The sequence below is a fragment of the Pontibacter indicus genome (assembly GCF_900156345.1).
Taxonomy (GTDB): domain Bacteria; phylum Bacteroidota; class Bacteroidia; order Cytophagales; family Hymenobacteraceae; genus Pontibacter; species Pontibacter indicus.
In genome coordinates this window covers 53435-76244 of the sequence record NZ_FTPP01000005.1, presented here as the reverse complement: position 1 = coordinate 76244, position 22810 = coordinate 53435, and the positions used below count along the sequence as shown (strand labels likewise).

The 22810-nt window shown below is 52.4% G+C and carries 21 protein-coding genes and 1 riboswitch; of the genes, 10 read left to right on the top strand and 11 right to left on the bottom strand.

Annotated elements, in window-relative coordinates:
• The first annotated feature begins 30 nt into the window (after positions 1 to 30).
• Positions 31 to 216: a hypothetical protein gene (locus tag B0B12_RS19240; RefSeq protein WP_076672319.1), complete on the top strand. Its 186-nt coding sequence runs from the start codon at positions 31 to 33 to the stop codon at positions 214 to 216.
• 186 nt (positions 217 to 402) lie between these two features.
• On the top strand, positions 403 to 591 hold the full coding sequence (locus tag B0B12_RS19235; RefSeq protein ID WP_076672317.1) for a hypothetical protein: 189 nt from the start codon (positions 403 to 405) through the stop codon (positions 589 to 591).
• Positions 592 to 648: 57 nt separating this feature from the next.
• On the opposite strand, the gene B0B12_RS19230 is transcribed toward B0B12_RS19235, so the two are convergent.
• Complete coding sequence (locus B0B12_RS19230; protein ID WP_076672315.1) at positions 649 to 1218, bottom strand: hypothetical protein; 570 nt, start codon at positions 1216 to 1218, stop codon at positions 649 to 651.
• Positions 1219 to 1441: 223 nt separating this feature from the next.
• Here B0B12_RS19230 and B0B12_RS19225 point away from each other — a divergent pair, with 223 nt between their 5' ends.
• Positions 1442 to 2524 carry a hypothetical protein gene (locus tag B0B12_RS19225; protein ID WP_076672313.1) on the top strand — a complete coding sequence of 361 codons (1083 nt, stop codon included), beginning with the start codon at positions 1442 to 1444 and terminating at the stop codon, positions 2522 to 2524.
• Positions 2525 to 2612: 88 nt separating this feature from the next.
• On the opposite strand, the gene murQ is transcribed toward B0B12_RS19225, so the two are convergent.
• The 4 genes from murQ to B0B12_RS19205 form a co-directional block, all read right to left on the bottom strand.
• Positions 2613 to 3431, bottom strand: a complete 819-nt coding sequence (murQ, locus tag B0B12_RS19220) for an N-acetylmuramic acid 6-phosphate etherase (protein WP_212564624.1) — start codon at positions 3429 to 3431, stop codon at positions 2613 to 2615.
• Between the two features lie 48 nt (positions 3432 to 3479).
• Positions 3480 to 4340, bottom strand: a complete 861-nt coding sequence (locus tag B0B12_RS19215) for a hypothetical protein (RefSeq protein ID WP_076672308.1) — start codon at positions 4338 to 4340, stop codon at positions 3480 to 3482.
• Between the two features lie 63 nt (positions 4341 to 4403).
• A complete protein-coding gene (locus B0B12_RS19210) occupies positions 4404 to 4661 on the bottom strand; it encodes a cytochrome b5 domain-containing protein (protein ID WP_076672306.1) in 258 nt (85 codons plus the stop codon).
• Positions 4662 to 4759: 98 nt separating this feature from the next.
• Positions 4760 to 5911: a formimidoylglutamase gene (locus B0B12_RS19205; protein WP_076672304.1), complete on the bottom strand. Its 1152-nt coding sequence runs from the start codon at positions 5909 to 5911 to the stop codon at positions 4760 to 4762.
• A gap of 241 nt (positions 5912 to 6152) precedes the next feature.
• On the opposite strand from B0B12_RS19205, the gene B0B12_RS19200 reads away from it, so the two are divergent.
• The 7 genes from B0B12_RS19200 to B0B12_RS19170 all read left to right on the top strand — a co-directional run bounded on the left by B0B12_RS19200 (position 6153) and on the right by B0B12_RS19170 (position 15354).
• A complete protein-coding gene (locus B0B12_RS19200) occupies positions 6153 to 7910 on the top strand; it encodes an AMP-dependent synthetase/ligase (RefSeq protein WP_076672302.1) in 1758 nt (585 codons plus the stop codon).
• Positions 7911 to 8138: 228 nt separating this feature from the next.
• Positions 8139 to 8573 (top strand): MarR family winged helix-turn-helix transcriptional regulator, encoded by a 435-nt coding sequence (locus B0B12_RS19195; protein WP_076672300.1) that lies wholly within the window; start codon positions 8139 to 8141, stop codon positions 8571 to 8573.
• Between the two features lie 26 nt (positions 8574 to 8599).
• Positions 8600 to 11002 carry a 3-hydroxyacyl-CoA dehydrogenase/enoyl-CoA hydratase family protein gene (locus B0B12_RS19190; protein ID WP_076672297.1) on the top strand — a complete coding sequence of 801 codons (2403 nt, stop codon included), beginning with the start codon at positions 8600 to 8602 and terminating at the stop codon, positions 11000 to 11002.
• 79 nt (positions 11003 to 11081) lie between these two features.
• Positions 11082 to 11378 (top strand): GIY-YIG nuclease family protein, encoded by a 297-nt coding sequence (locus tag B0B12_RS19185; protein WP_076672295.1) that lies wholly within the window; start codon positions 11082 to 11084, stop codon positions 11376 to 11378.
• Between the two features lie 94 nt (positions 11379 to 11472).
• Positions 11473 to 12651 (top strand): thiolase family protein, encoded by a 1179-nt coding sequence (locus B0B12_RS19180; protein ID WP_076672293.1) that lies wholly within the window; start codon positions 11473 to 11475, stop codon positions 12649 to 12651.
• A gap of 38 nt (positions 12652 to 12689) precedes the next feature.
• Entirely contained in the window at positions 12690 to 14486 is a 1797-nt protein-coding gene (locus tag B0B12_RS19175) for an acyl-CoA dehydrogenase family protein (RefSeq protein WP_076672291.1), read from the top strand.
• 136 nt (positions 14487 to 14622) lie between these two features.
• A complete protein-coding gene (locus tag B0B12_RS19170; RefSeq protein ID WP_076672289.1) occupies positions 14623 to 15354 on the top strand; it encodes a glycosyltransferase family 2 protein in 732 nt (243 codons plus the stop codon).
• On the opposite strand, the gene B0B12_RS19165 is transcribed toward B0B12_RS19170, so the two are convergent.
• The 6 genes from B0B12_RS19165 to gldE all read right to left on the bottom strand — a co-directional run bounded on the left by B0B12_RS19165 (position 15355) and on the right by gldE (position 22752).
• Positions 15355 to 16812, bottom strand: a complete 1458-nt coding sequence (locus tag B0B12_RS19165; RefSeq protein ID WP_139337844.1) for a hypothetical protein — start codon at positions 16810 to 16812, stop codon at positions 15355 to 15357.
• Positions 16813 to 16954: 142 nt separating this feature from the next.
• Positions 16955 to 17356 (bottom strand): acyl-CoA thioesterase, encoded by a 402-nt coding sequence (locus B0B12_RS19160; protein ID WP_076672285.1) that lies wholly within the window; start codon positions 17354 to 17356, stop codon positions 16955 to 16957.
• A 208-nt stretch (positions 17357 to 17564) separates the two neighbouring features.
• Positions 17565 to 17763: riboswitch (cobalamin riboswitch) on the bottom strand.
• A gap of 6 nt (positions 17764 to 17769) precedes the next feature.
• Positions 17770 to 19866 (bottom strand): ATP-dependent DNA helicase RecG, encoded by a 2097-nt coding sequence (recG, locus tag B0B12_RS19155; protein ID WP_076672283.1) that lies wholly within the window; start codon positions 19864 to 19866, stop codon positions 17770 to 17772.
• A 154-nt stretch (positions 19867 to 20020) separates the two neighbouring features.
• On the bottom strand, positions 20021 to 20494 hold the full coding sequence (locus B0B12_RS19150) for a Riean_0653 family protein (protein ID WP_076672281.1): 474 nt from the start codon (positions 20492 to 20494) through the stop codon (positions 20021 to 20023).
• 424 nt (positions 20495 to 20918) lie between these two features.
• Positions 20919 to 21473: a gliding motility lipoprotein GldD gene (gene gldD / locus B0B12_RS19145; protein WP_076672430.1), complete on the bottom strand. Its 555-nt coding sequence runs from the start codon at positions 21471 to 21473 to the stop codon at positions 20919 to 20921.
• A 25-nt stretch (positions 21474 to 21498) separates the two neighbouring features.
• Positions 21499 to 22752, bottom strand: a complete 1254-nt coding sequence (gene gldE, locus B0B12_RS19140) for a gliding motility-associated protein GldE (RefSeq protein ID WP_083704322.1) — start codon at positions 22750 to 22752, stop codon at positions 21499 to 21501.
• Positions 22753 to 22810: the final 58 nt, after the last annotated feature.

Below are 22810 nucleotides of genomic sequence, written 5' to 3'. Positions count from 1 at the left end.
AGCTTCATCTTTAACCAATCACAAAACATTATGAAAAAAGTATTCGGTTTACTATTCGTTGCAGGCCTGTTCACTTTTGCATCTTGCAATAACACAGAAGAAACTGCAACTGAAGTTGAAGCTACTGAGACAGAAACTGTAGAGACAGTTGAAGTTGAGACAGACGTAGAGGCAGACACTACTGCTACTATGGAAGACACAACTGCTGTTCAGTAATCACGGGTACCAGTACTACCTGGCGCAAGTCGGGGAAAAGAAAAAAGCACTCCTAGGAGTGCTTTTTTTATATATATACCTGAACTAATATGTGCAGATGCCGTATTGCCTTGGAAGCTATGATGCGGGAGGTGCCGCACCTGGCTATAACCAACCATTTTAAACCATCACCTAAAACCAAATAACATGAAAAAGTCATTTTACCTTTTCCTGGCCGCAGGCCTTTTCGCATTCGCTTCATGCGACTCACCAGCTGACGAAAGAGCTGACCAAGTAGAAGATGCTGCCGAAGAGCGCGCTGATCAAATTGAAGAAGCCGGTGAGCAGGAAGCTGATCGCATCGAGGACGGAGACACTACTGCTGTTATTCAGTAATCTCAGTCAGAATTATAAAACAAACGAGCGGGTCCCTCACAGGCCCGCTCGTTTGTTTTAAGCACCCAGCCGTTTCTGGATCATGCTGTTCACCAGGGCAAAGAGCCGTTTAGGGGTATAGGTGCGCCAATGCAGCTCATCGAGCGTGCCGCCTGAGTTAATGTATGAGTCAAGGTTGTAGCTGCGCATCTCGCTAAGCACAAAATCCCGGAAGCTGATGGCCGCTATCCAGCCTTCCTCCACATCCTCAAACCATTCTTCGTAGTAGTCGTCTTCGGAGCCGTGGAAGTTGAAGACGTTCTCCCCGATCAGGATAAAATGTTTCACACCTTCCTTTAAGAGCGGGTCAATGATGTTGCGCTTCAGCTTCATGATGTCGTTGTTCAGCGCATCGTTCCACTCTCCGATAAACTCGATGACAGCGAATCCCAGGTCGTAGTCGGCATAAAGGATTTTCAGGAAGAGCGTCTCAGAGTCGATGTCGTCCCACTGCGGGTGTATGTAGTACCCGTAGATGGTATGGGTATAGTAGGTGAGGCTGTTTTCGGCGCCATAGAGCGGCGAGCGCGGGTCCTCTGTGGCAGAGTACAGCTCCAGCCAGTTATAAAAGGGCTCAATGTCATGCATAGGTCAATGTGTTCTGTGTCCGTGAAGGCGGCTGGCATTTGTCAGTCTACTTAAAGCATATGGACAAAGTTGGCTATATTTAAAGAAGAAATCACCTGTTTCGGTCAACTCCTGTGTGCTGATACAGGTATAAGCAGGAACAAAATGGCAGTCAGGTATGCTAAGGCTGTTCCGAGCACGTTATAACATCGCACGTTCCAACTGAAAACACCACCCATTTCCTATGCAGTTCACATTCAGCCCTACTATTTTAAGACAAACGGTCGCTGTATTTTTCCTACTGGCCCTGCTGAGTTATAGCAGCCAGGCCTGGGCAAAGGCAGATTACACCAAAGCATACCACCCGCTCATCAACAAAGCCGAACGACTGATTATGGCCAAAGACCACGAAGGTGCGCTGCAGGTATACCAGCAGGCGTTTTCGGAGGTGCCCCATGGCTTTGCCCGCGACTACTACAATGCAGCCGTGTGCGCCGCGCTCACTGGCCACGAGAAACAAGGTATAAACTACCTGGAGAAGCTGGTGGCAAAAGGCGTGTCCCTGGAATACCTGGAGCAGCAGGAGGCACTCGACACCCTGAGGGCTCACAAAAGCTGGAAGAAGTTTGTCAGGAAATACCCGAAGCGCCGAAAGGCTTTCCGGGAGAACACGAACATAGACCTGCGCGCCGACCTGGACGAGCTCTGGGCACGTGACCAGTATTTTCGGCAGGCGAAGGGCGGGCTGCGCGTGCATGCCGATACGATCCGGAAAATAGAGGCCGACAACGTGAAGAAGCTCCTGGCCTGGATCAGCAAACACGGTTACCCGGGAGAGGAACTGATCGGGGTGCCCGACACGCTGGAACAACTGCCACGCTTCAGCATCGTGATTCAGCGCCAGACCACCGCCCGCAATGGCTTCGATTTTAAAACTGTGCTCACCCAGGCCGTACAGGAAGGCAAACTCGACCCGCACGCAGCAGCCTACCTGATGGATCAGCAGCAAGGCAAAAACCTGTACCGCTCCAAAGTGCTGGCCCGCGTCATCTGTAACAAACCCGAGGACTGCAAAGACGACGAGGAATTCGGAGACCTTTCGAGCCGCTACCTCATACAACGCGTGAGTGAAGAGGAGGAGGCGAAGGCAAACGAGCTTCGGCAGGAACTGGGATTGGAGCCCGTGGCCGATTACCGGGAAAAAATGCGGTACGCCATGAAAGATGATCGCTTTAAGCTAGGATATGACTGGGCTGTGACCAATTACAAAGTACCCAGCAAAGAAGCCGCAAAAGTGCTGGTGGAAAGCATGGCTATTCTGGACTAGCCCCATCCCAAACATTATAAAACAGCCCGGCCTGCCAGTGTATGTGAACGCTGGCAGGCCGGGCTGCTTTTGTCAGGTATAGGCTGGGCTAGGAAAGGCTGCTGCCGTTGCGATAAGCTTCGATGGCGGCCCGTACGCTGCCAAACTTCTTAAGCAAAGCGGCGGCCTCGGGTTTAGCCAGTTGCAGTTCCTCCATCAGCATGCGGATACCGCGTTCTACCAGCTTGGTATTTGATAGCTGCATATCCACCATCTTGTTGCCCTTCACATGGCCGAGTTGTATCATGGTCGCCGTGGTAAGCATATTGAGCACCAGCTTTTGGGCAGTGCCGGCTTTCATGCGCGTGCTGCCTGTCACAAACTCAGGACCTGTGATGACTTCCACAGGATAGTCAGCGACGGCGGCCACAGGGCTGTTGGCATTGCACACGATGCAGCCGGTAGCTATACCTTGGCGGCGACAGGCTTCCAGGCCGCCTACCACATAAGGTGTCCCGCCGGAGGCGGCTATACCTACCACGATGTCTTTATCTGTGATCTTATGCTCCTGCAGGTCTTTCCACGCTTGTTTGGTATCATCCTCGGCAAACTCCACCGCTTTCCGGATAGCACTATCGCCGCCCGCTATAATGCCGATGACCATGCCATGCGGCACACCGTAAGTAGGAGGGCACTCCGATGCGTCCACTATACCTAGCCGGCCGCTGGTGCCTGCCCCAATGTAAAAGAGTCTGCCGCCCTCGCGTAGGCGCTCCACCGTGGCGTTCACCAGGGTTTCGATCTGCGGAATAACACGCTCAACAGCCAGGGGCACGCTCTTGTCTTCCTGATTGATGCAGGTAAGCAGCTCGTGCACGGGCATTTGCTCCAGTCTATTGTAAAGAGAATCGGATTCGGTAGTAGACACGGTGTCGATCGGTCAGATTTTTAAACTAAAAAAAGAGTAAAGGTGCCTTTAGGCATTCTGCATTTTAAGCAGCTCCTGATGGTATTTGATCAGGCCTTCGCTCGGGCTGGAGATGATGACCCCAATGTGGCAGCCATACTTCTTCGCCACCAGCTTAAGCGTATCCGCAAAATGAAACGCGATGGACCCCACAAAGTTTACGGGCAGCTCACCAAAGCCCTCATACTTGCTGACATGGCGTTCGAAGAACTCCTCAAAGTTCTCGTAAATCATTTCCTTGATCACCGGATTCTTGCGCTTCTCGTGCATGAACTTGGCAAAAGTCGCCAGGTACTGGCTCGGTATGTCGGAGCCGTACACCGCGTCCAGGATGCCGTTCTTGGTGAGGTTATACCTGTTTGTGAGGGAAGTGGCCAACTCTTCAGGCAGCTCGCGGTACATGTAGGCTTTGATCAGCAGCTTGCCCAGGTAGGCGCCACTGCCTTCGTCCCCCATCAGGAAACCCAGCGAGGTCACGTTGTCGATGATGTTTTTGCCGTCGTAAAGGCAGGAGTTGGAGCCCGTGCCCAGAATACAGGCTATACCTGGTTTGTGGCCGCACAGCGCACGCGCAGCTGCCAGCAGGTCGTGGTCCACATAGTTGGGCACACCCGGGAAGGCACGGCTCAGGGCGTCTTCCACGCGCCTGTTACGATCCGGGGAGCTGCAGCCGGCACCATAGTAGTAAATAGCGCTGATGTTTCGCTCTTTCAGATGGGGCAGCAGCTCGGTCTCAAAAATGCTGTAGATCTTCTCAGTATCCAGGTACTGCGGGTTGATGCCAGTGGTGGTTACCTGCTCATACTGGTTGTCGGCATCAATGGTGCGCCAATCTGTTTTGGTAGAGCCGCTGTCAGCTATCAGAATCATAGTATTGGGTATTTTTATAGTTAATCAGGAGCCTGCCCGCTAAGCTGACCTACTCCCGCTGCTTTATTTTCGGTATACTGAGTTTTTGACTAGTCCGATCACCTCAAATTTGTCAAACACATATTCGGTGTGGGGGGCGTCCTTTAGCTCTTCGGTCAGGTCCTGCCCGGCCCAGTGCTCGTAGTGGTTGCCGCTCCGCCACAGCCTCGATTTCCTCACGTCGTAGATCAGCCCTTTGTAGGCCACCCATACCTCGTCGCGGTCCTGTCCGTTGCGCAGGGCGAGTTGTTGCAGGGTGTACTCCGGGAGGTTTTCTTCCATTTCGTGGCGGGCCACACAGAGCCCGTGTTGCAAATATAATAATACTGCCCTAGTGATTGGGGCAAACGGAACATAATCGGGTTTGTTTCTTTGCTGGTCTAGCCAATGCGAGCCTGCGTCAGGATCCAGCGATTGGGTACCTCGCCTTTGATGGCCTGCAGGTAGTCTTCGTAACTGCAAGGAACGATGCGCGGGCTCTTCTCGTCTGACAGGGGCTCTACTTCCATCCACCACTTTTCACTCACCTTGCTCTTAAAAAAAGTCATGCGGTCGGGGTTGTCGTTAAAGGCCACGGCGTATTTGGTAAACTTGCTGGAGCTGAACTCTGTTTCGTGCTTGCGGTGGTAGAAGCCCTCGATGAAATACCAGACCATGGTGGCAATCGTCATGGCTGTCAGTTCCTGCTTGTCCTGCTCCGGGTCATATTCATAGATGCCGAGCGACGTCATTTGGTCGCTCAAGCCTGCATACCAGCAAAGTTGGCAGGCCTCCTCGCCGCTGAGCCCAAAAGGGTTGGCGGGGGTATAGCCGGGTGCATCCTGATGGCGGATGGCGGAGATGTCGAAGGTGAGCAGGTCGGCGTGGCGCACGACAGGCTCCATTTCCTGCACGCTGCGGTGTACTTCCCCCACACGATAGGCCTCAAAGTGGAGCTTCTCGAACGTAGCCATCACCTCCGGGTCCACCAGGTACGACTGAAAGCCAATCTGGCCAAGGCTGAAGAGGTAGTTCGGCTCGTGCATCAGGATCTGGTGCAGCTGTTTTTTGTTGGCAGGCATTTCCTGATCTTCGCTCATATCCACGCTGCTATCCACCGTAACCATGTTCACAGCACGCTCCAGGTGTTCGTAGCCCATGTACTGCCCGTACTCCAGGTCATGCGAGCCACCGATGATGACAGGTATGGTCTTGTGCGAGATGAGGATCTCCACGATCTCCTTCAGGCGCAGGTAGGTGTCGTCGAGTGTTATACCTGGGCGCAGGTTGCCCAAATCCACGATGTTGCAGCGGCCGGTTCCCTTGTGCAGGCTGTACAGTTTTTTGCGCACCGCGCGAGCCGGAAATGTTTCTGATCCAGTCTCTTCTCCCCGCCCGCGCGTTTCGTTCACGCCAATCAGGGCAATGTCGGCCGAGCGCCAGTCGGGGAACTTACCTGTGAAGCGGCCGATGTAGGCACCGAGCGTGCGCGGCTTGTCGAGCAGCGCGAAGATGTCCTCGTTCAGAGGTTCGAAGAAGATGGAAAGATTCATAAAACGGTATGAGGAAAGTCAAATATAGTGAAAATGCAGCTTTTGCGAGCGGCTTTTAGTTAAGTCTAACTTTTTAATGTAAAAAGTACTATCAATATAAGAATTGACAAATATTTGTATAGGCAGGTATAGAAATTTCAGAAAAAAATAATTAAAATGCACTAACGAATGCAGGCTCAGCCCTGCCATTCTGTTTAACACACGCTTTACAACAAGACTGACACTAACCTAAGCAATCACCATGAACGTAACCCGTACGCTTGATTTGCTGCCTTTCCAGCTGCAGAACTTAGCCCAACCAGACTGTCTGGCCACTAAAATAAACGGACAGTGGGTAAAATACAGCACGCAGGACGTGCAGGACATGGCCAACCAGGTGAGCCTCGGCCTGCTGAAACTAGGTATAGGAAAAGGCGACAAAGTGGCCATTATCTCCCTCAACCGTCCGGAGTGGGTGTTCGCTGACTTTGGTATACAGCAGATAGGCGCCATCAGCGTGCCCATGTACCCGACCATCACGGTAGACGATTACCGCTATATTTTCAACGATGCGGAGGTAAAGGCGGTGTTTGTGTCTGACGCTGAGCTTTACAACAAAGTCGTGGCCGCTACCCAGGGCATGGAGAGCATCAAAGAGATCTATACCTTCGATGAGATACACGGCGCCAAGCACTGGAAAGAAGTGATTAAAATGGCCCAGGGAGAAGACGTGGCCCAGCTTGAACCCATGAAGGCCGCTGTTGCCCCTGACGATATCCTGACCATTATCTATACCTCCGGCACGACCGGTAACCCGAAAGGGGTGATGCTCACGCACAACAACATCATCAGCAACGTGAAGGGCACACTGCCTTACGTGCCGGTGAACAAAGACCACCGCGCCCTCAGCTTCCTGCCGCTCTGCCATATTTTCGAGCGCATGCTCCTATACCTATACATGCGTATCGGGGTGTCGATCTACTATGCCGAAAGCATCGAAAAGGTAGCCGACAACCTGAAAGAGGTGCAGCCGCACGTGTTTACCACCGTTCCGCGCCTGCTCGAAAAAGTATATGACAAGATCGTGGCTAAGGGCATGGAACTCACCGGCGTGAAGCGCAAGCTGTTCTTCTGGGCGCTGGAGCTCGGCCTGGAGTACGATACCCGCGAAGACAAAGGCTGGTGGTACAACAAACAGCTGGGGCTGGCCAACAAACTTATTTTCAGCAAGTGGCGCGAGGCGCTGGGTGGTAATGTGATCGCGATCGTGTCGGGTGGTGCGGCCCTGCAGCCGCGTTTGGCCCGCGTGTTCTGGTCGGCTAACATCCGCGTAATGGAAGGCTATGGTCTGACAGAGACTTCGCCAGTTATCACCGTGAACCGCTTCGAACCGGAAAACAACGCCATTGGTACCGTTGGTCTGCCGATCGACGGTGTGGAGGTTAAGATTGCCGAAGACGGGGAGATCCTGACCCGCGGACCGCACGTGATGAAAGGCTACTACAAAAAGCCTGACCTGACCGACGAGGTGATCGACGCGGAGGGTTGGTTCCATACCGGCGACATCGGCGAATTGGTAGACGGCAAGTATGTGAAGATCACCGACCGCAAAAAGGAGATGTTCAAGACGAGTGGTGGCAAGTACGTGGCCCCTCAGCCGATCGAGAACAAGCTGAAAGAGTCGGTGGTAATTGAGCAGGCCATGGTAGTAGGCGCCGGACAGAAGTATGCCGCTGCCCTGATCGTGCCATCGTTCCTGGGCTTGCAGGACTGGTGCGCACACAAAGGCATCCCGTATACCTCTGACGCGGAAATGATTAAGAAACCGGAAATTCTGGAAAAGTATAAGCGCGAGATAGACAAGGCAAACGAAGGCCTGGCGCAGTACGAAACCATCAAGAAGTTCAAGCTGATCCCGAACATGTGGACGGTGGAAAGCGGCGAGCTGACGCCAACCCTGAAGGTGAAGCGCAAGAACATCATGACCAACTACCAGAAAGAAATTGATGCCATGTACTAGCCAACTCTGAGTACAGGCCGATTATCCTTTGGCATAAAGAAAACCCTTTCCTGACCGGAAAGGGTTTTTTGTTTGTAACCATTCTACGGATTATACATAAACTATAGCAAAAGGTACTATGGCATGTAATCCGCTTTTGCTGACGATGACGGAGGTGGATTAATTTTTCTTTTAAAATAGTATGCTTGCATAACATTATTTTATATATTTGGTATAAACACCCTAAGCATGAAGCCTGAAGAAACCGTAGATTATAATGTAAAGGTATGTTGGCATGCCATCTCGCGCATGTATAATGTGGAGGCGGCCAAGAATGATATTACCACCTCCATTGGATTTGTACTGCTCAACATCAACCAAGAAACCGGCACCCCTGCCACCAAGATTGCGCCGCTGCTGGGGCTGGAGGCGCGCAGCCTGACCCGCATCCTGAAAAGCATGGAAGAGAAGGGCCTTATCTACAAGGTGTCTGACGACAAGGACAAGCGGCTGGTACGGATTTTCCTGACTGAGAAGGGACTGGAGAAGAAAGAGGTGTCGCGGCGGACGGTGCTTCGTTTCAACCATAAGCTGCAGGAGTCCATCCCGAGGGAAGAGTTGAACACCTTCTTCCGGGTATCAGAGCGCATCATCAACATGATCGAGAATAAAGAGATTTTCTAACCATAGTAGACCATCAAGCTTTTTCTATGAAAAGAATTATTAAGAAAGTAGCCGTGCTGGGTTCCGGTGTCATGGGCTCCCGCATTGCCTGCCACTTTGCCAACATTGGCGTGCAGGTGCTGTTGCTCGACATCGTGCCGCGCGAGCTTACGCCCGACGAAGAGAAAAAAGGGCTGACGCTGGAAAGCAAGCAGGTCCGCAACCGCATCGTGAACAGCGCGCTGGAGGCTGCCCTGAAATCCAACCCCTCGCCGATTTACCGCAAAAGCGATGCCCGCCTGATTCAGACCGGCAACTTCGAGGACAACATGAAGGAGATCGCCACGGCCGACTGGACCATTGAGGTGGTGGTGGAGAACCTAAAGATCAAGAAATCAGTGTTTGACCAAGTAGAGCAGTACCGCAAGCCGGGCACCCTGATCACGTCCAACACCTCTGGTATACCTATTCACTTGATGCTGGAAGGCCGTTCCGACGACTTCCGCAAGCACTTCTGCGGTACGCACTTCTTCAACCCGCCGCGCTACCTCAAGCTGCTCGAGATCATCCCGACGCCGGAAACCGATCCGGCTGTGGTGGATTTTCTGATGCATTACGGCGACCTATACCTGGGCAAGACTACCGTACTCGCTAAAGACACACCTGCCTTTATCGCCAACCGTGTGGGCATTTACGCCATCATGCAGGGCCTGCAGGTGATGAACAAGCTCGGCCTGAACGTGGACGAAGTGGACCGCATTTCTGGCCCAATAATCGGCCGTCCGAAATCCGCCACTTTCCGCACACTGGACGTGGTTGGTTTGGATACGTTGGCGAACGTAGCCAACGGCTTGTACCAGACCGGCGAAAAAGACGAATCGCGCGAACTGTTCCAGTTGCCAGGCTACCTCCAGAAAATGGTAGAGAACAAATGGCTGGGCGATAAGACCGGCCAGGGCTTCTACAAAAAAACAAAAGATGCACAGGGCAAAACCGAGATCCTGACGCTGGACCTGAACACGCTGGAGTACGGACCGAAACAGCGCGCCAAGTTCCAGAGTCTGGAAGTACTAAAACCGATCGAGGACCTGAAGAAGCGTGTAAAGACTTTCTCGAAGCAAAACGACAAGGCTGCTCAATTCTTCAACGAGTCACTCTACGGCCTGTTCCAGTATGTGAGCAACCGCATACCTGAGATCTCTGACGAACTCTACCGCATCGATGATGCCATGCGTGCCGGCTTTGGCTGGGAGCTGGGTCCGTTCGAATACTGGGACGTGATCGGTGCTCGCGAAGGGGTGCAGCGTATGATCGAAGCCGGTTACCAGCCTGCCCGTTGGGTAGAGGAAATGCTGGAGCGCGGCAAGGAATCCTTCTACATTGTAGACAACGGCAACCGCCGCTACTACGACATCCAGAGCAAAGAATACAAGGCTATACCTGGCGCCGAGAACTTCATCATTCTGAATAACCTGCGCGAGAACAAAGTTGTCTGGAAAAACACCGGAGCGACTATAACTGACATTGGTGACGGCATCCTGAACGTGGAGTTCCATACTAAGATGAACACCATGGGCGGCGACGTGATCATGGCGCTGAATAAAGGCATCGAGTTCGCCGAGAAAGACTTCCGTGGCATGGTGGTAGGTAACCAGGGTGCCAATTTCTCTGCCGGTGCCAACGTGGGCCTGATCTACATGTATGCGCTCGATCAGGATTACGACGAGCTGAACATGATCATCCGCCAGTTTCAGAACACGATGATGCGCATGCGCTACTCGGCTATACCTGTGGTAGGCGCACCGCATGGCCTCACGCTGGGCGGTGGCTGCGAGCTGAACCTGCACGTGGACCACATCCAAGCGGCTGCCGAGACTTACATGGGTCTGGTGGAATTTGGCGTAGGCCTTATACCTGGCGGTGGCGGCACCAAAGAAATGACGCTGCGCGCAGCCGACATGTACGCAGACGGCGACATCGAGCTGAACGACCTGAAGAACGTGTTCCTCAACATCGGTATGGCCAAGGTTTCTACTTCGGCCAAAGAGGCGATTGACCTGGGCTTCATGCGTAAGTCAGATGGTATCTCTATCAACAGCAACCGCCAGATAGCTGATGCCAAGGCACAGGCTATCCGACTGGCGGAGGCGGGCTATACCAAGCCGGTGCAACGCACCAACATCAAGGTGCAGGGCAAGGGCGGTCTGGGTATGTTCCTGACGGGAGCCAACGCCATGTTCACGGGGCGTTACATGTCGGAGCACGACCTGAAGATCTCGCAAAAGCTTGCTTATGTGATGTGCGGTGGCGATCTGTCTGCCCCAACCGACGTGAGCGAGCAGTACCTGCTGGACCTGGAGCGCGAAGCCTTCCTGTCACTAACCGGTGAGCGCAAGACGCTGGAGCGTATCCAGAGCATCCTGACCACAGGCAAGCCGCTGAGAAATTAATGTGATGTTATGCAGCATTGGCTGCTTGTTCTTTGTCATTCTGAAAGAAACTTGGTAGAAGGGAGGTTAAGCCCCAGCTATGAAAAGCCACAATTACTTTGTCTACATCACGACCAATCCAAGCAAAACGGTGCTTTATGTGGGAGTTACAAATGACTTAGTGTACAGGCTTGAACAGCATAAGGACAACCGAGGCAAACCTGAAACTTTTGCAGGCCGCTACTTCTGTTACAAGCTACTCTACTATGAACGCTATACTTATGTACAGCATGCAATCGATAGAGAGAAAGAGTTGAAGGAGTGGAGTCGTGAGAAGAAGATGGAGCTAATCAAAAGAGAGAATCCATACTTACGATTTCTGAAGGCAGATCCGTAGATAAAAGCTTCATCTCCCAGCAACCAAGATCCTTACAGGATGACAAAATAAAAATGAAATACAGCTGATAGTATAAACTATAAAGAGCATCAATATGAACAATGCCTATATCGTAGCCGGATTTCGCAGCGCCGTTGGTAAAGCCAACCGCGGAGGTTTCCGGTTCACCAGACCCGATGACCTGGCCGCTGATGTTATCAAGCACCTGATGGCCTCTGTGCCGGCTCTTGACCCGGAGCGCGTAGATGACCTGATCGTAGGAAACGCCGTGCCGGAAGCAGAGCAGGGCCTCCAGATCGGCCGTATGATTTCACTGCTAGCCTTACCAATGTCCGTTTCAGGTATGACCGTGAACCGCTACTGCGGGTCGGGTGTAGAGACCATTGCCATTGCCTGCAATCGTATTCAGGCAGGTATGGCCGACTGTATCGTAGCCGGTGGTACCGAGTCGATGTCGTTGGTGCCGACCGTTGGCTGGAAGACGGTGCCCAACTACAACATCGCCAAAAAGAACCCGGACTGGTACCTGAGCATGGGCCTTACGGCAGAGGCAGTAGCCCAGGACTACAAGGTTACACGTGAAGACCAGGACGAGTTCGCCTATAACTCCCATCAGAAGGCGATCAACGCGATCAAGAACGGCTACTTCAAAGACCAGATCGTGCCGATCACAGTGGAGGAAACTTATGTAGATGAGAACGGCAAGAAAAAGACCCGCTCTTATGTGGTAGACACCGACGAAGGTCCGCGTGCCGATACTTCGATGGAGGCATTGGCCAGGCTAAAGCCCGTGTTTGCGAACGGCGGTACGGTAACAGCCGGTAACTCTTCGCAAACTTCGGATGGTGCTGCCTTTGTGATCGTGATGAGCGAGCGCATGGTAAAAGAGCTGAACCTGGAGCCGATTGCCCGCCTGGTAAGCTACGGCACTGGCGGTGTGGACCCACGCATCATGGGGATGGGCCCAATAGCCGCTGTGCCGAAAGCCCTGAAACAAGCCGGTATGACTCTCAACGACATCGACCTGATCGAGATGAACGAGGCCTTCGCGGCTCAGTCTATTGCCGTGATGCGTCACCTGGAGTTTGACCCGGCGAAACTGAACATCAACGGAGGTGCCATTGCGCTAGGTCACCCGCTGGGATGCTCTGGTGCCAAACTGAGCGTGCAGCTCTTCAGCGACCTGCGCCGCACCGGTGGCAAGCACGGCATCGTAACGGCATGCGTGGGCGGCGGTCAAGGCGTAGCCGGCATATTCGAACTTCTGAAGTAGTAATTAATCTGTACCTAAAACACTAATCATAATCTGCCATGGAAAATGTAACAGATAAAAATAAAGCTACCCTCCGCGGTGGTGAATTCCTGATCAAAGAAACCGATCCGCAGGAGGTGTTTATACCTGCTGAGTTCAGTGAGGAGCAGCGCATGATGGCGCAGACCTGTCTGGACTTTGTGCGCGAAGAAGTGAACCCGCTGCTCGACCGCCTCGACAACCACGAAGAAGGGCTGATGGAAGGCCTGATGAAAAAGGCAGGTGAACTTGGTCTGTTTGCGGTATCAATGCCGGAGCAGTACGGTGGCCTGAACATGGACTTTAACACTTCACTGCTCGTGACAGAGTCAGTGGGTGGAGGACACTCATTTCCGGTGGCCTTTGCTGCCCACACAGGTATAGGCATGCTGCCGATCCTGTACTTTGGTACGGAGGAGCAGAAACAGAAGTACCTGCCGAAACTGACTTCAGGTGAGTGGGCGGCTGCCTACTGCCTCACAGAGCCGGGCTCCGGTTCCGATGCCCTGGCAGCCAAGACCAAAGCCGTATTGAATGGTGCGGGCACGCACTACATCCTCAACGGCCAGAAAATGTGGATCACGAACGCCGGCTTTGCCGATGTGTTCATCGTGTTCGCGCAGGTGGATGGCGACAAGTTCACGGGCTTCATTGTAGAAAAAGGCTACCCAGGTTTGAGCCTAGGCAACGAGGAGCACAAAATGGGTATCAAAGGTTCTTCAACACGCCAGGTATTCCTCTCCGACTGCGAAGTGCCAAAGGAAAACGTGCTGGGCGAGATCGGCAAAGGACACCTGATCGCCTTCAATATCCTCAACATTGGCCGTATCAAGCTTTGCGCAGCTACGTTGGGTGCCTCTAAAAAAGTAGTCGACCTGTCGGTGAAGTATGCCAACGAGCGTCAGCAGTTCAAACTGCCGATCTCTAAATTCGGTGCCATCCGCCACAAACTGGCCGAGCAAGCCATCCGCATTTATGCTGTAGAGTCGGCGCTATACCGTTGCGGTATGGATATCTACCGCAAGGAGCAGGAGTTGCTGGCAGCTGGTAAGGGCGAGAATGAGGCCATGCTGGGTGCTGCCCGCGAGTTTGCTGTGGAGTGCGCCATGCTGAAAGTAGAAGGCTCCGAAGTGCTCGACTACGTGGTAGACGAAGGCGTGCAGATTTACGGTGGTTACGGCTTCTCAGCCGACTACCCAATGGACCGCGCCTACCGCGACTCCCGCATCAACCGCATTTTTGAGGGCACGAACGAGATCAACCGTATGCTCACTGTGGACATGATCCTCAAGAAAGCCATGAACGGCGAACTCGACCTGATGGGCCCTGCCCAAGCCGTGCAAAGCGAGCTGATGGCTATACCTGATTTCGGTGCGGAAGAGGAAGGTTTGTTCGCTGCAGAGCACAAGGCCATCCGCAACCTCAAGAAGGCGATCCTAATGGTAGCGGGTACGGCGGTGCAGAAATACATGAACTCGCTGGCTAAAGAGCAGGAGATCCTGATGAACATCGCCGACATGGCCATCAAAACCTACGTGGCGGAATCGACGCTGCTTCGTGTGGAGAAACTGGTGGGCATGAAAGGCGAGGAGGCTGTGGCCAACCAGATCGACATCATGCAGGTAACGGTGAACGATGCCGTGGATACGGCTTACATGGCGGGCAAAGATGCCATTGCCTCGATGGTGGAAGGCGACGAGCAGCGCCTGTTGTTCATGGGCCTGAAGCGCTTCACCAAAAAAGACCTCTACAACACCAAAGAGGCACGCCGCCGCATAGCCGCCGCGATGATCGAGGCAAACGAATTCGTGTACTAGATTCTGACAGATCTATAGTTTAGGAAAGGCTGCTTCCGTAGGGGGCGGCCTTTTTGTTTTATTGGGTTACCACCAGGCGACTTATTGATTAAACGTGCGTAAACATATCAGACAAAGTATAATTAAACCAGAGCGTATGGGTGTAACATGCCTGATTCCATGCTATAACGAACAGGATCGGATTGCAGCAGTGCTGGATGTGGTAACCACAGTAGAAGGTATACAGCAGGTCATTTGCATCGACGACGGGTCATCAGACAATACGGCTACCATGGTTAGCCGGCAATGGCCCTCTGTGCAGGTCATCCGCCTGAGTCAGAACCGTGGGAAAGCCGCTGCCATCCAGTACGGTCTGCAGTTTGTGGAGCACGAGTTAATTCTGCTTATGGACGCCGACCTGCAGGAGATCGATGGAGCAGAACTCGAAAAGGCCATTTCCGCGTTTCAGCACACTGCAAAAGTCGACATGCTCATACTGAGGCGCATCCGCTCTCCCTGGTTTGTGCGCTGGTACCGCAGTGATATTCTACTATCCGGCGAGCGGCTCCTGCGGCGAAGCGACTTGGAGGAAGTGCTCTCTCAGCCTGTAGCACGCTACCAGTTGGAGGTGGCCATTAACCGCTACATGATCAAGCGACATAAGCGGGTACGCTGGATGCCCTGGTCCGCCATGAACACCTACAAGGTCGACAAGCTCGGGGTGCTCGAGGGATCCCGACGGGAGTTCAAAATGTATGTCGAGATTGTGGACTATGTGGGCTTTGTGCACATGCTGGTGCAGCTGAGCTCCTTTACCCGAAAGCTCAAAAAGCAAAAAAGCGCAACCAACGAGTGGTCGCGCTTTCTGTCAGGTATACGGATGTCCTGATTACTTGATCTGCAAGCGGCGCAGCTGCAGGCTGTTTGCTTTTTTGGATGGGCGCACCACCGTTACCAGGTCGCGGTCTGTGAGCCAGGCCGTGAAATCCTTCACATAGGAGATATCCTTATCGTCAGCCACATTCAGGCCGGCTGCCTTTGGAGCCTCAGCCTTGCCTGTGTTGGTGTCGATGCGGCGCAGGTATAGATCGTGTTTGCCGTCCAGTTCTTCGAGCGTAAGCAGGTTTAGCGTGTTGCCCGACAGGTGATAGCGGTAGGATATACCTGTAAAAGCTTCGTCAGCAGGTGCTTTCTGACTCTTCATCAGCACAGAGCTCCAAGCTGTGCCCATAAACTGATCGTAGGCAAACAGGTGCATCTCCTTGGCATAGTAAGGCGAGTTCTCACCACCCTCCATATATTTTTTCTCAGCCAGTACGATCAGCTTTTCTTCCGGTGTCAGGATCAGGTCGGTCAGGTAAATGTCTTCCAGGCGACTGGCTTTTGCACCGCTCTTGTCCAGTTTGTTGACACTGGCCAGGTACTCGGGCGTGAACCGGAATTCCTCGGCAAATACCATGTCCTCGTTTTCGAAGTCGAACTTCACGGCTTTCAGACTGTAGTAATCGCCCGTTTTCTCATCGGCGGTGAGCACTACGCCATACAGGTTGCCATTGGGCTGCAGGGCGTATTTGCTGTCCATGATATATACCTTCTTGCCGTCGAACATGCCGCCTACCAGCACCGACATTCCCTTGGCCTCCGGCGACTTGAGCGTATACTGGCGCACGGTCAGGCGCTCCATGTTTTCGGAAATCAGGCTGATGAACTGGTCGCCGGCATCGTTCACAATCACTTCGGCCGACACAATGCCGCGCAGGTCGCTCAGGTTGTACTTGGTGTCCTTTAGTTTCTGCAGTTTGCCATCATACAGGCTGCCGCTTATACCTTGCACCACCTGGCTGCCTCCAACGTGGAAGCGGTAGGCCAGGAGTTTGGTACCGTCCGGCGATAAGGCTACACCTGCTTTGCGAATATCAGCGGGGGCTTCGAGCAACAGCACCGGCTTGTCTTTCTGGCCGTTCTGCAAATTAACCCGGTGTGCATAGAGCACCTGGTTGCCCTTTTCATCGTGGCGATGCGTAACCACCAGCGCCGCCTCCTCATTCCGGGTAAAAGCCTCCAGCGTTTCTTCTGCAGCCAGTGGTATAGCTGTTGACCAGGCTTTCTTGAGAGCGGCATTGTAGCGCTCTATGGCATACTCGCCAGGTTTGTTTCGGCTGAGGATCACAAACCCATCGGCTCCCAAGGGCAGCGTCTTGCTCGTGATGCTTTGGTTGTACTGGTCTTCGTTGTTGTCAGGGAGATAAGTGAAAGGTATAGCGGCTTTTCGGCCTTGGGCGGCGGCAGTTGTGGCAGACAAAAGCACCAGCAACAATAGAAGCGGCAAAAATGAACGTGTTTTCAAGGTATAGGTATTAGATTTTTATTGAGTCGAATGAAGTGTGTCAGGTATAGACAAGCCGAATATAGGATAAAATTGTTTCTCGTGGAACTGGCGCAAACAAAACCTTAAACGCAAATTGTCGGGAAGCAGGTATCGCCTTGTATTAATGTAGCTGTTCTGTTTCCAACACGGAGACAGGTTGTTTCTTGTCATCGATGGCTACAAATGTAAAGCTGCCATGGATAGCCTTCAAGCGCACATCCGAATACATTTCTTCGATAAAAATTTCTACTTCCACTTTCAGGCTGGTATTGCCTACCCGTTTTACTTGTCCGATCAACTCTATAATAGTGCCTGCAGGTATAGGTTGGGTGAAATCAATTTTGTCGGACGATACGGTGACAACCCTTTTGCGGCAGAAGCGGGTGGCGGTGATAAAAGCTACTTCATCCATTAACTGCATGGCCGTGCCGCCAAAAAGCGTGTCGTAGTGGTTAGTAGTGTTTGGGAAAACAGCTTTGAAAATGCGCGTTTCTGAATCGGCAATACGTTTCTGTAAATTCATGATGTATGAGGTTGATTTTGCTGAGATACAGGTATACCGCCTCGCATAGCTGATGCTGTTGTTATATACAGGAGAAGCATGTGATCGATGAGCGGCATACACAGGTAATTTAGGCATGCCGGCGTAGGTACATGTGGAGAGGGAGTAGACGCGCGTGCGTAAGTCGCAGAGGGCTACTATGCTACCACAGGCCTCAAACGCGAAAGCATGCGTGGATACAGTTAGGGCAAGTCTCCTGGCTTATAACATTGCAGCCGTCCTTCTCATCCGTTTTCCAGACAATGGACATCTGTTTGGCAGCAATTGATCGTTACTTACAGTTGCGCGTCAGCCCGCGATTTGCACACGGTTCCTTTTTAAACCCCAGCCTATTCCTGACTGAGGTACCTCCAACGCTGTAAAGATAGAGATTTTTAGCTGATCCGGCTCCAGTTAACGGTATTTACGCTAAGCGATTTGATGTGCCGCACGATGTTTTGGTTCTGGGCTTGCTCCAATTGAGGATCCTCGTTCAGCAGGCGTTGCGCTGCCGCACGTGCCTCCTGCAAGATGGGAGCATCCTTGGCCAGGTCGGCGATGAGCAGATCGAGCACCCCGCTTTGTTGCGTACCCATCAGGTCGCCAGGACCGCGTAGCTTCAGGTCTATGTCGGCAATCTCGAAGCCGTTGTTGGTGCGCACCATTGTTTCCAGTCGGGTCTTGCTGTCTTTGCTCAGTTTATAGCCCGTCATCAGAATACAATAGCTCTGCTCCGCACCACGGCCCACGCGGCCGCGCAACTGGTGCAACTGCGACAGCCCAAAGCGCTCGGCACTCTCGATGATCATCACCGAGGCATTAGGTACGTTCACGCCTACTTCGATTACAGTCGTCGCCACCATAATCTGGGTCTCGTTTTTGACGAAGCGCTGCATTTCGTAATCTTTGTCCTGCGCCTTTAGTTTGCCGTGCACCATGCTCACCTGGTATTCCGGAAAAGCCCGGCGCACGCTCTCATAGCCATCCATCAGGTCCTTATAGTCCATACCTTCCGACTCCTCGATGAGCGGGTACACGATGTATACCTGGCGTCCCAGCTTGATCTGGTCGCGCACAAACTGAAACACCTTCAGGCGGTGGGAGTCGAAGCGGTGCACCGTCACTATTTCTTTACGACCGGCCGGCATCTCGTCAATCACCGACACATCCAGGTCGCCGTAGAGCGTCATGGCCAGGGTACGAGGTATAGGTGTGGCCGTCATCACGAGCACGTGCGGGATGATGCGCGGGTTCTTGCGCCACAGCTTCGAGCGCTGCTCCACGCCAAAGCGGTGCTGCTCGTCCACAATGCACAAGCCCAGGTTGTGGAACTGCACCACATCCTCCAACAGGGCATGCGTACCCACGATCATCTTCATTTCGCCTGAGCGCAGCTGTTCGTGCAGTACTTTGCGGTCTTTGGTCTTGCTAGAGCCGGTGAGTTTGCCGATGTTTATACCTAGTCGGTCAGCAAACGCCTTGAGGCCAGTGTAGTGCTGATCCGCCAGAATTTCGGTAGGCGCCATCAACACCGACTGTGCCCCGTTATCGGCGGCGATGAGCATGGTGATAAAGGCCACAATAGTTTTGCCGGAGCCCACATCGCCTTGCAGCAGACGGTTCATCTGCTTGCCGGCTGTCAGGTCTTTGTGTATTTCCTTGATCACCCGCTTCTGCGCATTGGTGAGGTCGAAGGTCATGTGGTTTTTGTAGAACTCCGTCACCGTTGGCACCTGCTTGAACACTTGCCCAGCCAGGTCGGCGCGGCGAACCGTTTTCTGACGCAGCAGACGCAGCTGAATATAAAAGAGCTCTTCGAACTTGAGTCGGAACTTGGCGGCGTTGTACTTCTCGACCGACTGCGGAAAGTGGATGTTGATCAGCGCATCCCGCTTGCTCATCAGGCGGTACTGGTCGATCAGCTCCGGCGAAAGTGTTTCGTGTATGTTCGGTTCGGCTACTTTCAGCAGCATTTCCATCATGCGGGCGATGGTCTTGCTTTCAACCCGAAATGCCTTTAGTTTCTCAGTCGTATTGTAGACCGGTTGCAGAAAAGAGGCTGTCTGTTTTTCCTCGCCCAGTTCCTCCAGCTCGGGGTGCGCCATGCTCCACTTGCTGTTGAAGGAAGTAGGCTTGCCGAACACGATGTAGTCGGTGTGGTTCTTCAGTGACTTTTGCATCCACTTCACGCCCTTGAACCAAACCAGCTCCATCTCGTTGCCGTCTTCATCCACGAGTGTAGCGGCCAGTCGTTGCTTTCGGCCTTCGCCCAGCACATCCTTGCCCCGCACACGTCCGCGCACCTGCACATAGGGCATGCTCTCGTCCAGTTCAGCTATTTTGTAGAACTGGGTGCGGTCGAGGTAGCGGAAGGGGTAGTGCTGGATGAGGTCGCCGTAGGTATAGATGTTGAGCTCCTTCTGCAGCAGCTCAGCCCGCTGCGGCCCCACGCCTCTCAAAAATTCGATTTTGGTATGGAAGAAGTTGTTCAAGGGTGTAGGCTCAGGTTAGGTAAATAAGGTATAGCAGGTATACCTGACAAAAATAAGCAAAAGCCCCGACAGGTGTAAGTGCTGGCAGGGCTTTATGCTTTATAAGTGGTAGTGATATGTATAAAAGTCCTTCCGATCAAGTTTATTGCTGGCATCAAAATTCGTAGTACGTTGCATTAAAACTACCTTTGGAGATTTCTGCAACTTCGCCTGTCGTGGCGTTATGGGCTTTAAAGCGGAACGTACCAGCTATTGTTCTTTTATACCTATCGATCGATGTAATGGATAATGAGCCTGTATGTGTATGATCCGTACGGAAATCCTTGTTCGTATCTTCGGTATAATACCCTGCATTGAAATGCTCCCCAAGTTCATACTCCCTCACCTGGATCCCTCTTGTTGTATCTCTTACACTTACCAAGAGGGAAGTAGAGCCGTTTTGAGCGCTAAACCAGAATCTATTTCCATTATCCATCAGCGTAAATGAAAGAGAGTTCGTTTTAAATCCACTGCTCGGCCACCACCGCTTACCGTTTATTCTGACGCAAAATGATTCGTCACAGAAACTGTCTTTGGAACAGGCAAGCAGGCCAACAAGAAGCAACAGGAGGTATAGCTTGTTTTTCATAGGTAGCAACTGTTGTGTTTCATGCGGTGAGCGCTGTAATACCCACCTTCCACAAGATCAGAAGGATTAAAGTCTGTGCCGCCACTAGCCACCCAAGCTTTGCCGTTGACGATCGCACCCATCGTGCCAGCGCCGGTTTGAGTGGCATCGGGTAGCAGCTTTATTTCGTCATTCTTTCACACCACAAGCACCAGAGACAAGAGAAATAGGATCAGTTTGGGGCTTTGCTTTATGATGATAGAGCTGAATTTTATATTAAATATACCTTATATTATTATAAATATACTTAGGGCGTGCTGTCTTTTTTTGCGCTATACCTACAGGTCTATTTAAAACCGTGAATGGCTGCCTGAAACAAAAAAAGGACCGCAGGTATACCCACGGTCCTTTGTCTATTGTCACAAATTCTTTCGTCAAAGAAACCCTACTTCTTGTCCTTAAACTCGAGTGTGTTCAGCAGGTGCACAATATCTTTCTTCACATACTCGATCACCGGAGCGAGAGAGTCGTTCTGCGTAGCGGTTCTGAAGTAGAGCGCCCCACGGAAAAAGTGCGTGGTCGTATCAGTTACATAGAACTGAAACTGGCTCGGAATCTCGCCTTCCAATTCAAACACAGAGGCGACATCGCCCTGCGGTGTCCGGATTTCCGATTCCTCAATCGAATACGCCTTTATCTGGTGTTTGCCAGTCAGTTTGCGGGCGTCCTCGATCAGGTCGTTGAGCATCTTCGGGTTGTTGTTGATGGCCTTGTAGGTCAGCTGCACGTTGGCCCCCAAACTCGGATAAATGATGTTGATCCAGTGCGGCTGTGCGATCAGCGAAGAATCCGGGCGGATCTTGGCGTGCTTCGAATACTCAAAGGTAAACGGATGCTCGTCCTGCAGGGGCTGGTAAGCGGCCTCTGGCAGATCGATGCGGTTGTAGCCTTTCGGTTTTGGAGTGTACTCGGCGTTGCAGCTCGCCATGGCCAGGGCCATACCTGCCCACAAAGCCAGTTGCAGTTTAGCTGACTTTATGATAGTGCTCTTTTTTGCTTGCGACATTAATCTTAACTCGTTTTACACGCTTATTGTCCGCCGACTCCACCGTAAAATAATAGCGGCCGTACGACACTTCCTCGCCCACAAAGGGAATGCGGCCAAAGAGCGCCAGCATCAAGCCTGCCACTGTTTCGTGCTCACTTTTTACCTCTTTAAAGGCATCAAACGGAACCTCCGTGATTTTGCAAAAGTCGTGCAGCGATGTTTTACCGTCAAATATAAAGGTATTTTCGTCGAGTTGTGAGTAAATGATCTCGTCCTCGTCGTCAAACTCATCGTTGATCTCACCCACGATCTCCTCAATCACATCTTCCATCGTCAAGAGGCCTGCCGTTGTGCCATATTCGTTCACGACAATGGCCATGTGCACATGCTTCTCCCGGAAGTCCTGCAGCAGGTTAGCGATGTGCTTGGTCTCCGGTACAAAAAAAGGTGCCCTGATCAAACTCTGCCATTTAAAGTCTGCGCCCTTGTCGAGGTGTGGCAGCAAGTCCTTTACATACAAAATGCCGTCGATGCTGTCGGTGCTTTGGGTATAGACCGGCACACGCGAGTAGCCCCATTGTATGATTTGCGGAAGCAGTTCTGGCAATGTGGCGCTTTGCGGGAAAGCCACAATGTCCATTCGCGGTCGCATGATCTGCTTCACCGTAATTGAGCCGAAGTTTACGATGCCACGCAAAATCTTGCGTTCTTCTGGCGATGTACCTTCATTGGACATGGCTACGTCTAGGCTATTATGCAGTTCTTCCAGCGTCTGGCTATAAGATCGCACCCGGTAACGCTTGTCAATATAATAACTGATGCCCGTCAACAACCAGGTAATCGGCTTTAGTACCGGGGATAGCGCCGAAAGCACCGGGGCCATGCGCTGTGCAATGGCAGGACCGTGCTGGCGGGCGTATACCTTGGGCAGCACTTCGCCAAAGAACACAATGAGGAAAGTAATAACCAGCACACTTACAATCAGTGTGGCGGCCGAAATGGCGACAGAATTGGTTACCTGCCACGCAATATAGGCGCAGAGGGTAATGATGCTGACATTGATGGCGTTGTTGATGATCAGAAGTGACGCCAGTAGCTGGCGCGGGGTCTGTAGCAGGCGGTGCACCAGTTGAAGCTTATCGTCTTTGCTTGTCCTGGCTTTCTCGATCTCCTGGGGTGAGAGCGAGAAAAAAGCTGCTTCCGCCCCCGAGGTGAGGGCAGAGAGCAGCAATAAGATAAAGCAGGCCGAGATGGCTGCGATATATTCAATTCTAAGTAAAGCTGTTGCG

Coding starts and splice junctions, on each gene's coding strand:
- B0B12_RS19240 (WP_076672319.1), top strand. CDS start 31: ATGAAAAAAGTATTCGGTTTACTATTCGTTGCAGGCCTGTTCACTTTT.
- B0B12_RS19235 (WP_076672317.1), top strand. CDS start 403: ATGAAAAAGTCATTTTACCTTTTCCTGGCCGCAGGCCTTTTCGCATTC.
- B0B12_RS19230 (WP_076672315.1), bottom strand. CDS start 1,218: ATGCATGACATTGAGCCCTTTTATAACTGGCTGGAGCTGTACTCTGCC.
- B0B12_RS19225 (WP_076672313.1), top strand. CDS start 1,442: ATGCAGTTCACATTCAGCCCTACTATTTTAAGACAAACGGTCGCTGTA.
- B0B12_RS19215 (WP_076672308.1), bottom strand. CDS start 4,340: ATGATTCTGATAGCTGACAGCGGCTCTACCAAAACAGATTGGCGCACC.
- B0B12_RS19210 (WP_076672306.1), bottom strand. CDS start 4,661: ATGGAAGAAAACCTCCCGGAGTACACCCTGCAACAACTCGCCCTGCGC.
- B0B12_RS19205 (WP_076672304.1), bottom strand. CDS start 5,911: ATGAATCTTTCCATCTTCTTCGAACCTCTGAACGAGGACATCTTCGCG.
- B0B12_RS19200 (WP_076672302.1), top strand. CDS start 6,153: ATGAACGTAACCCGTACGCTTGATTTGCTGCCTTTCCAGCTGCAGAAC.
- B0B12_RS19195 (WP_076672300.1), top strand. CDS start 8,139: ATGAAGCCTGAAGAAACCGTAGATTATAATGTAAAGGTATGTTGGCAT.
- B0B12_RS19190 (WP_076672297.1), top strand. CDS start 8,600: ATGAAAAGAATTATTAAGAAAGTAGCCGTGCTGGGTTCCGGTGTCATG.
- B0B12_RS19185 (WP_076672295.1), top strand. CDS start 11,082: ATGAAAAGCCACAATTACTTTGTCTACATCACGACCAATCCAAGCAAA.
- B0B12_RS19180 (WP_076672293.1), top strand. CDS start 11,473: ATGAACAATGCCTATATCGTAGCCGGATTTCGCAGCGCCGTTGGTAAA.
- B0B12_RS19175 (WP_076672291.1), top strand. CDS start 12,690: ATGGAAAATGTAACAGATAAAAATAAAGCTACCCTCCGCGGTGGTGAA.
- B0B12_RS19170 (WP_076672289.1), top strand. CDS start 14,623: ATGGGTGTAACATGCCTGATTCCATGCTATAACGAACAGGATCGGATT.
- B0B12_RS19160 (WP_076672285.1), bottom strand. CDS start 17,356: ATGAATTTACAGAAACGTATTGCCGATTCAGAAACGCGCATTTTCAAA.
- B0B12_RS19150 (WP_076672281.1), bottom strand. CDS start 20,494: ATGAAAAACAAGCTATACCTCCTGTTGCTTCTTGTTGGCCTGCTTGCC.
- gldD (WP_076672430.1), bottom strand. CDS start 21,473: ATGGCCCTGGCCATGGCGAGCTGCAACGCCGAGTACACTCCAAAACCG.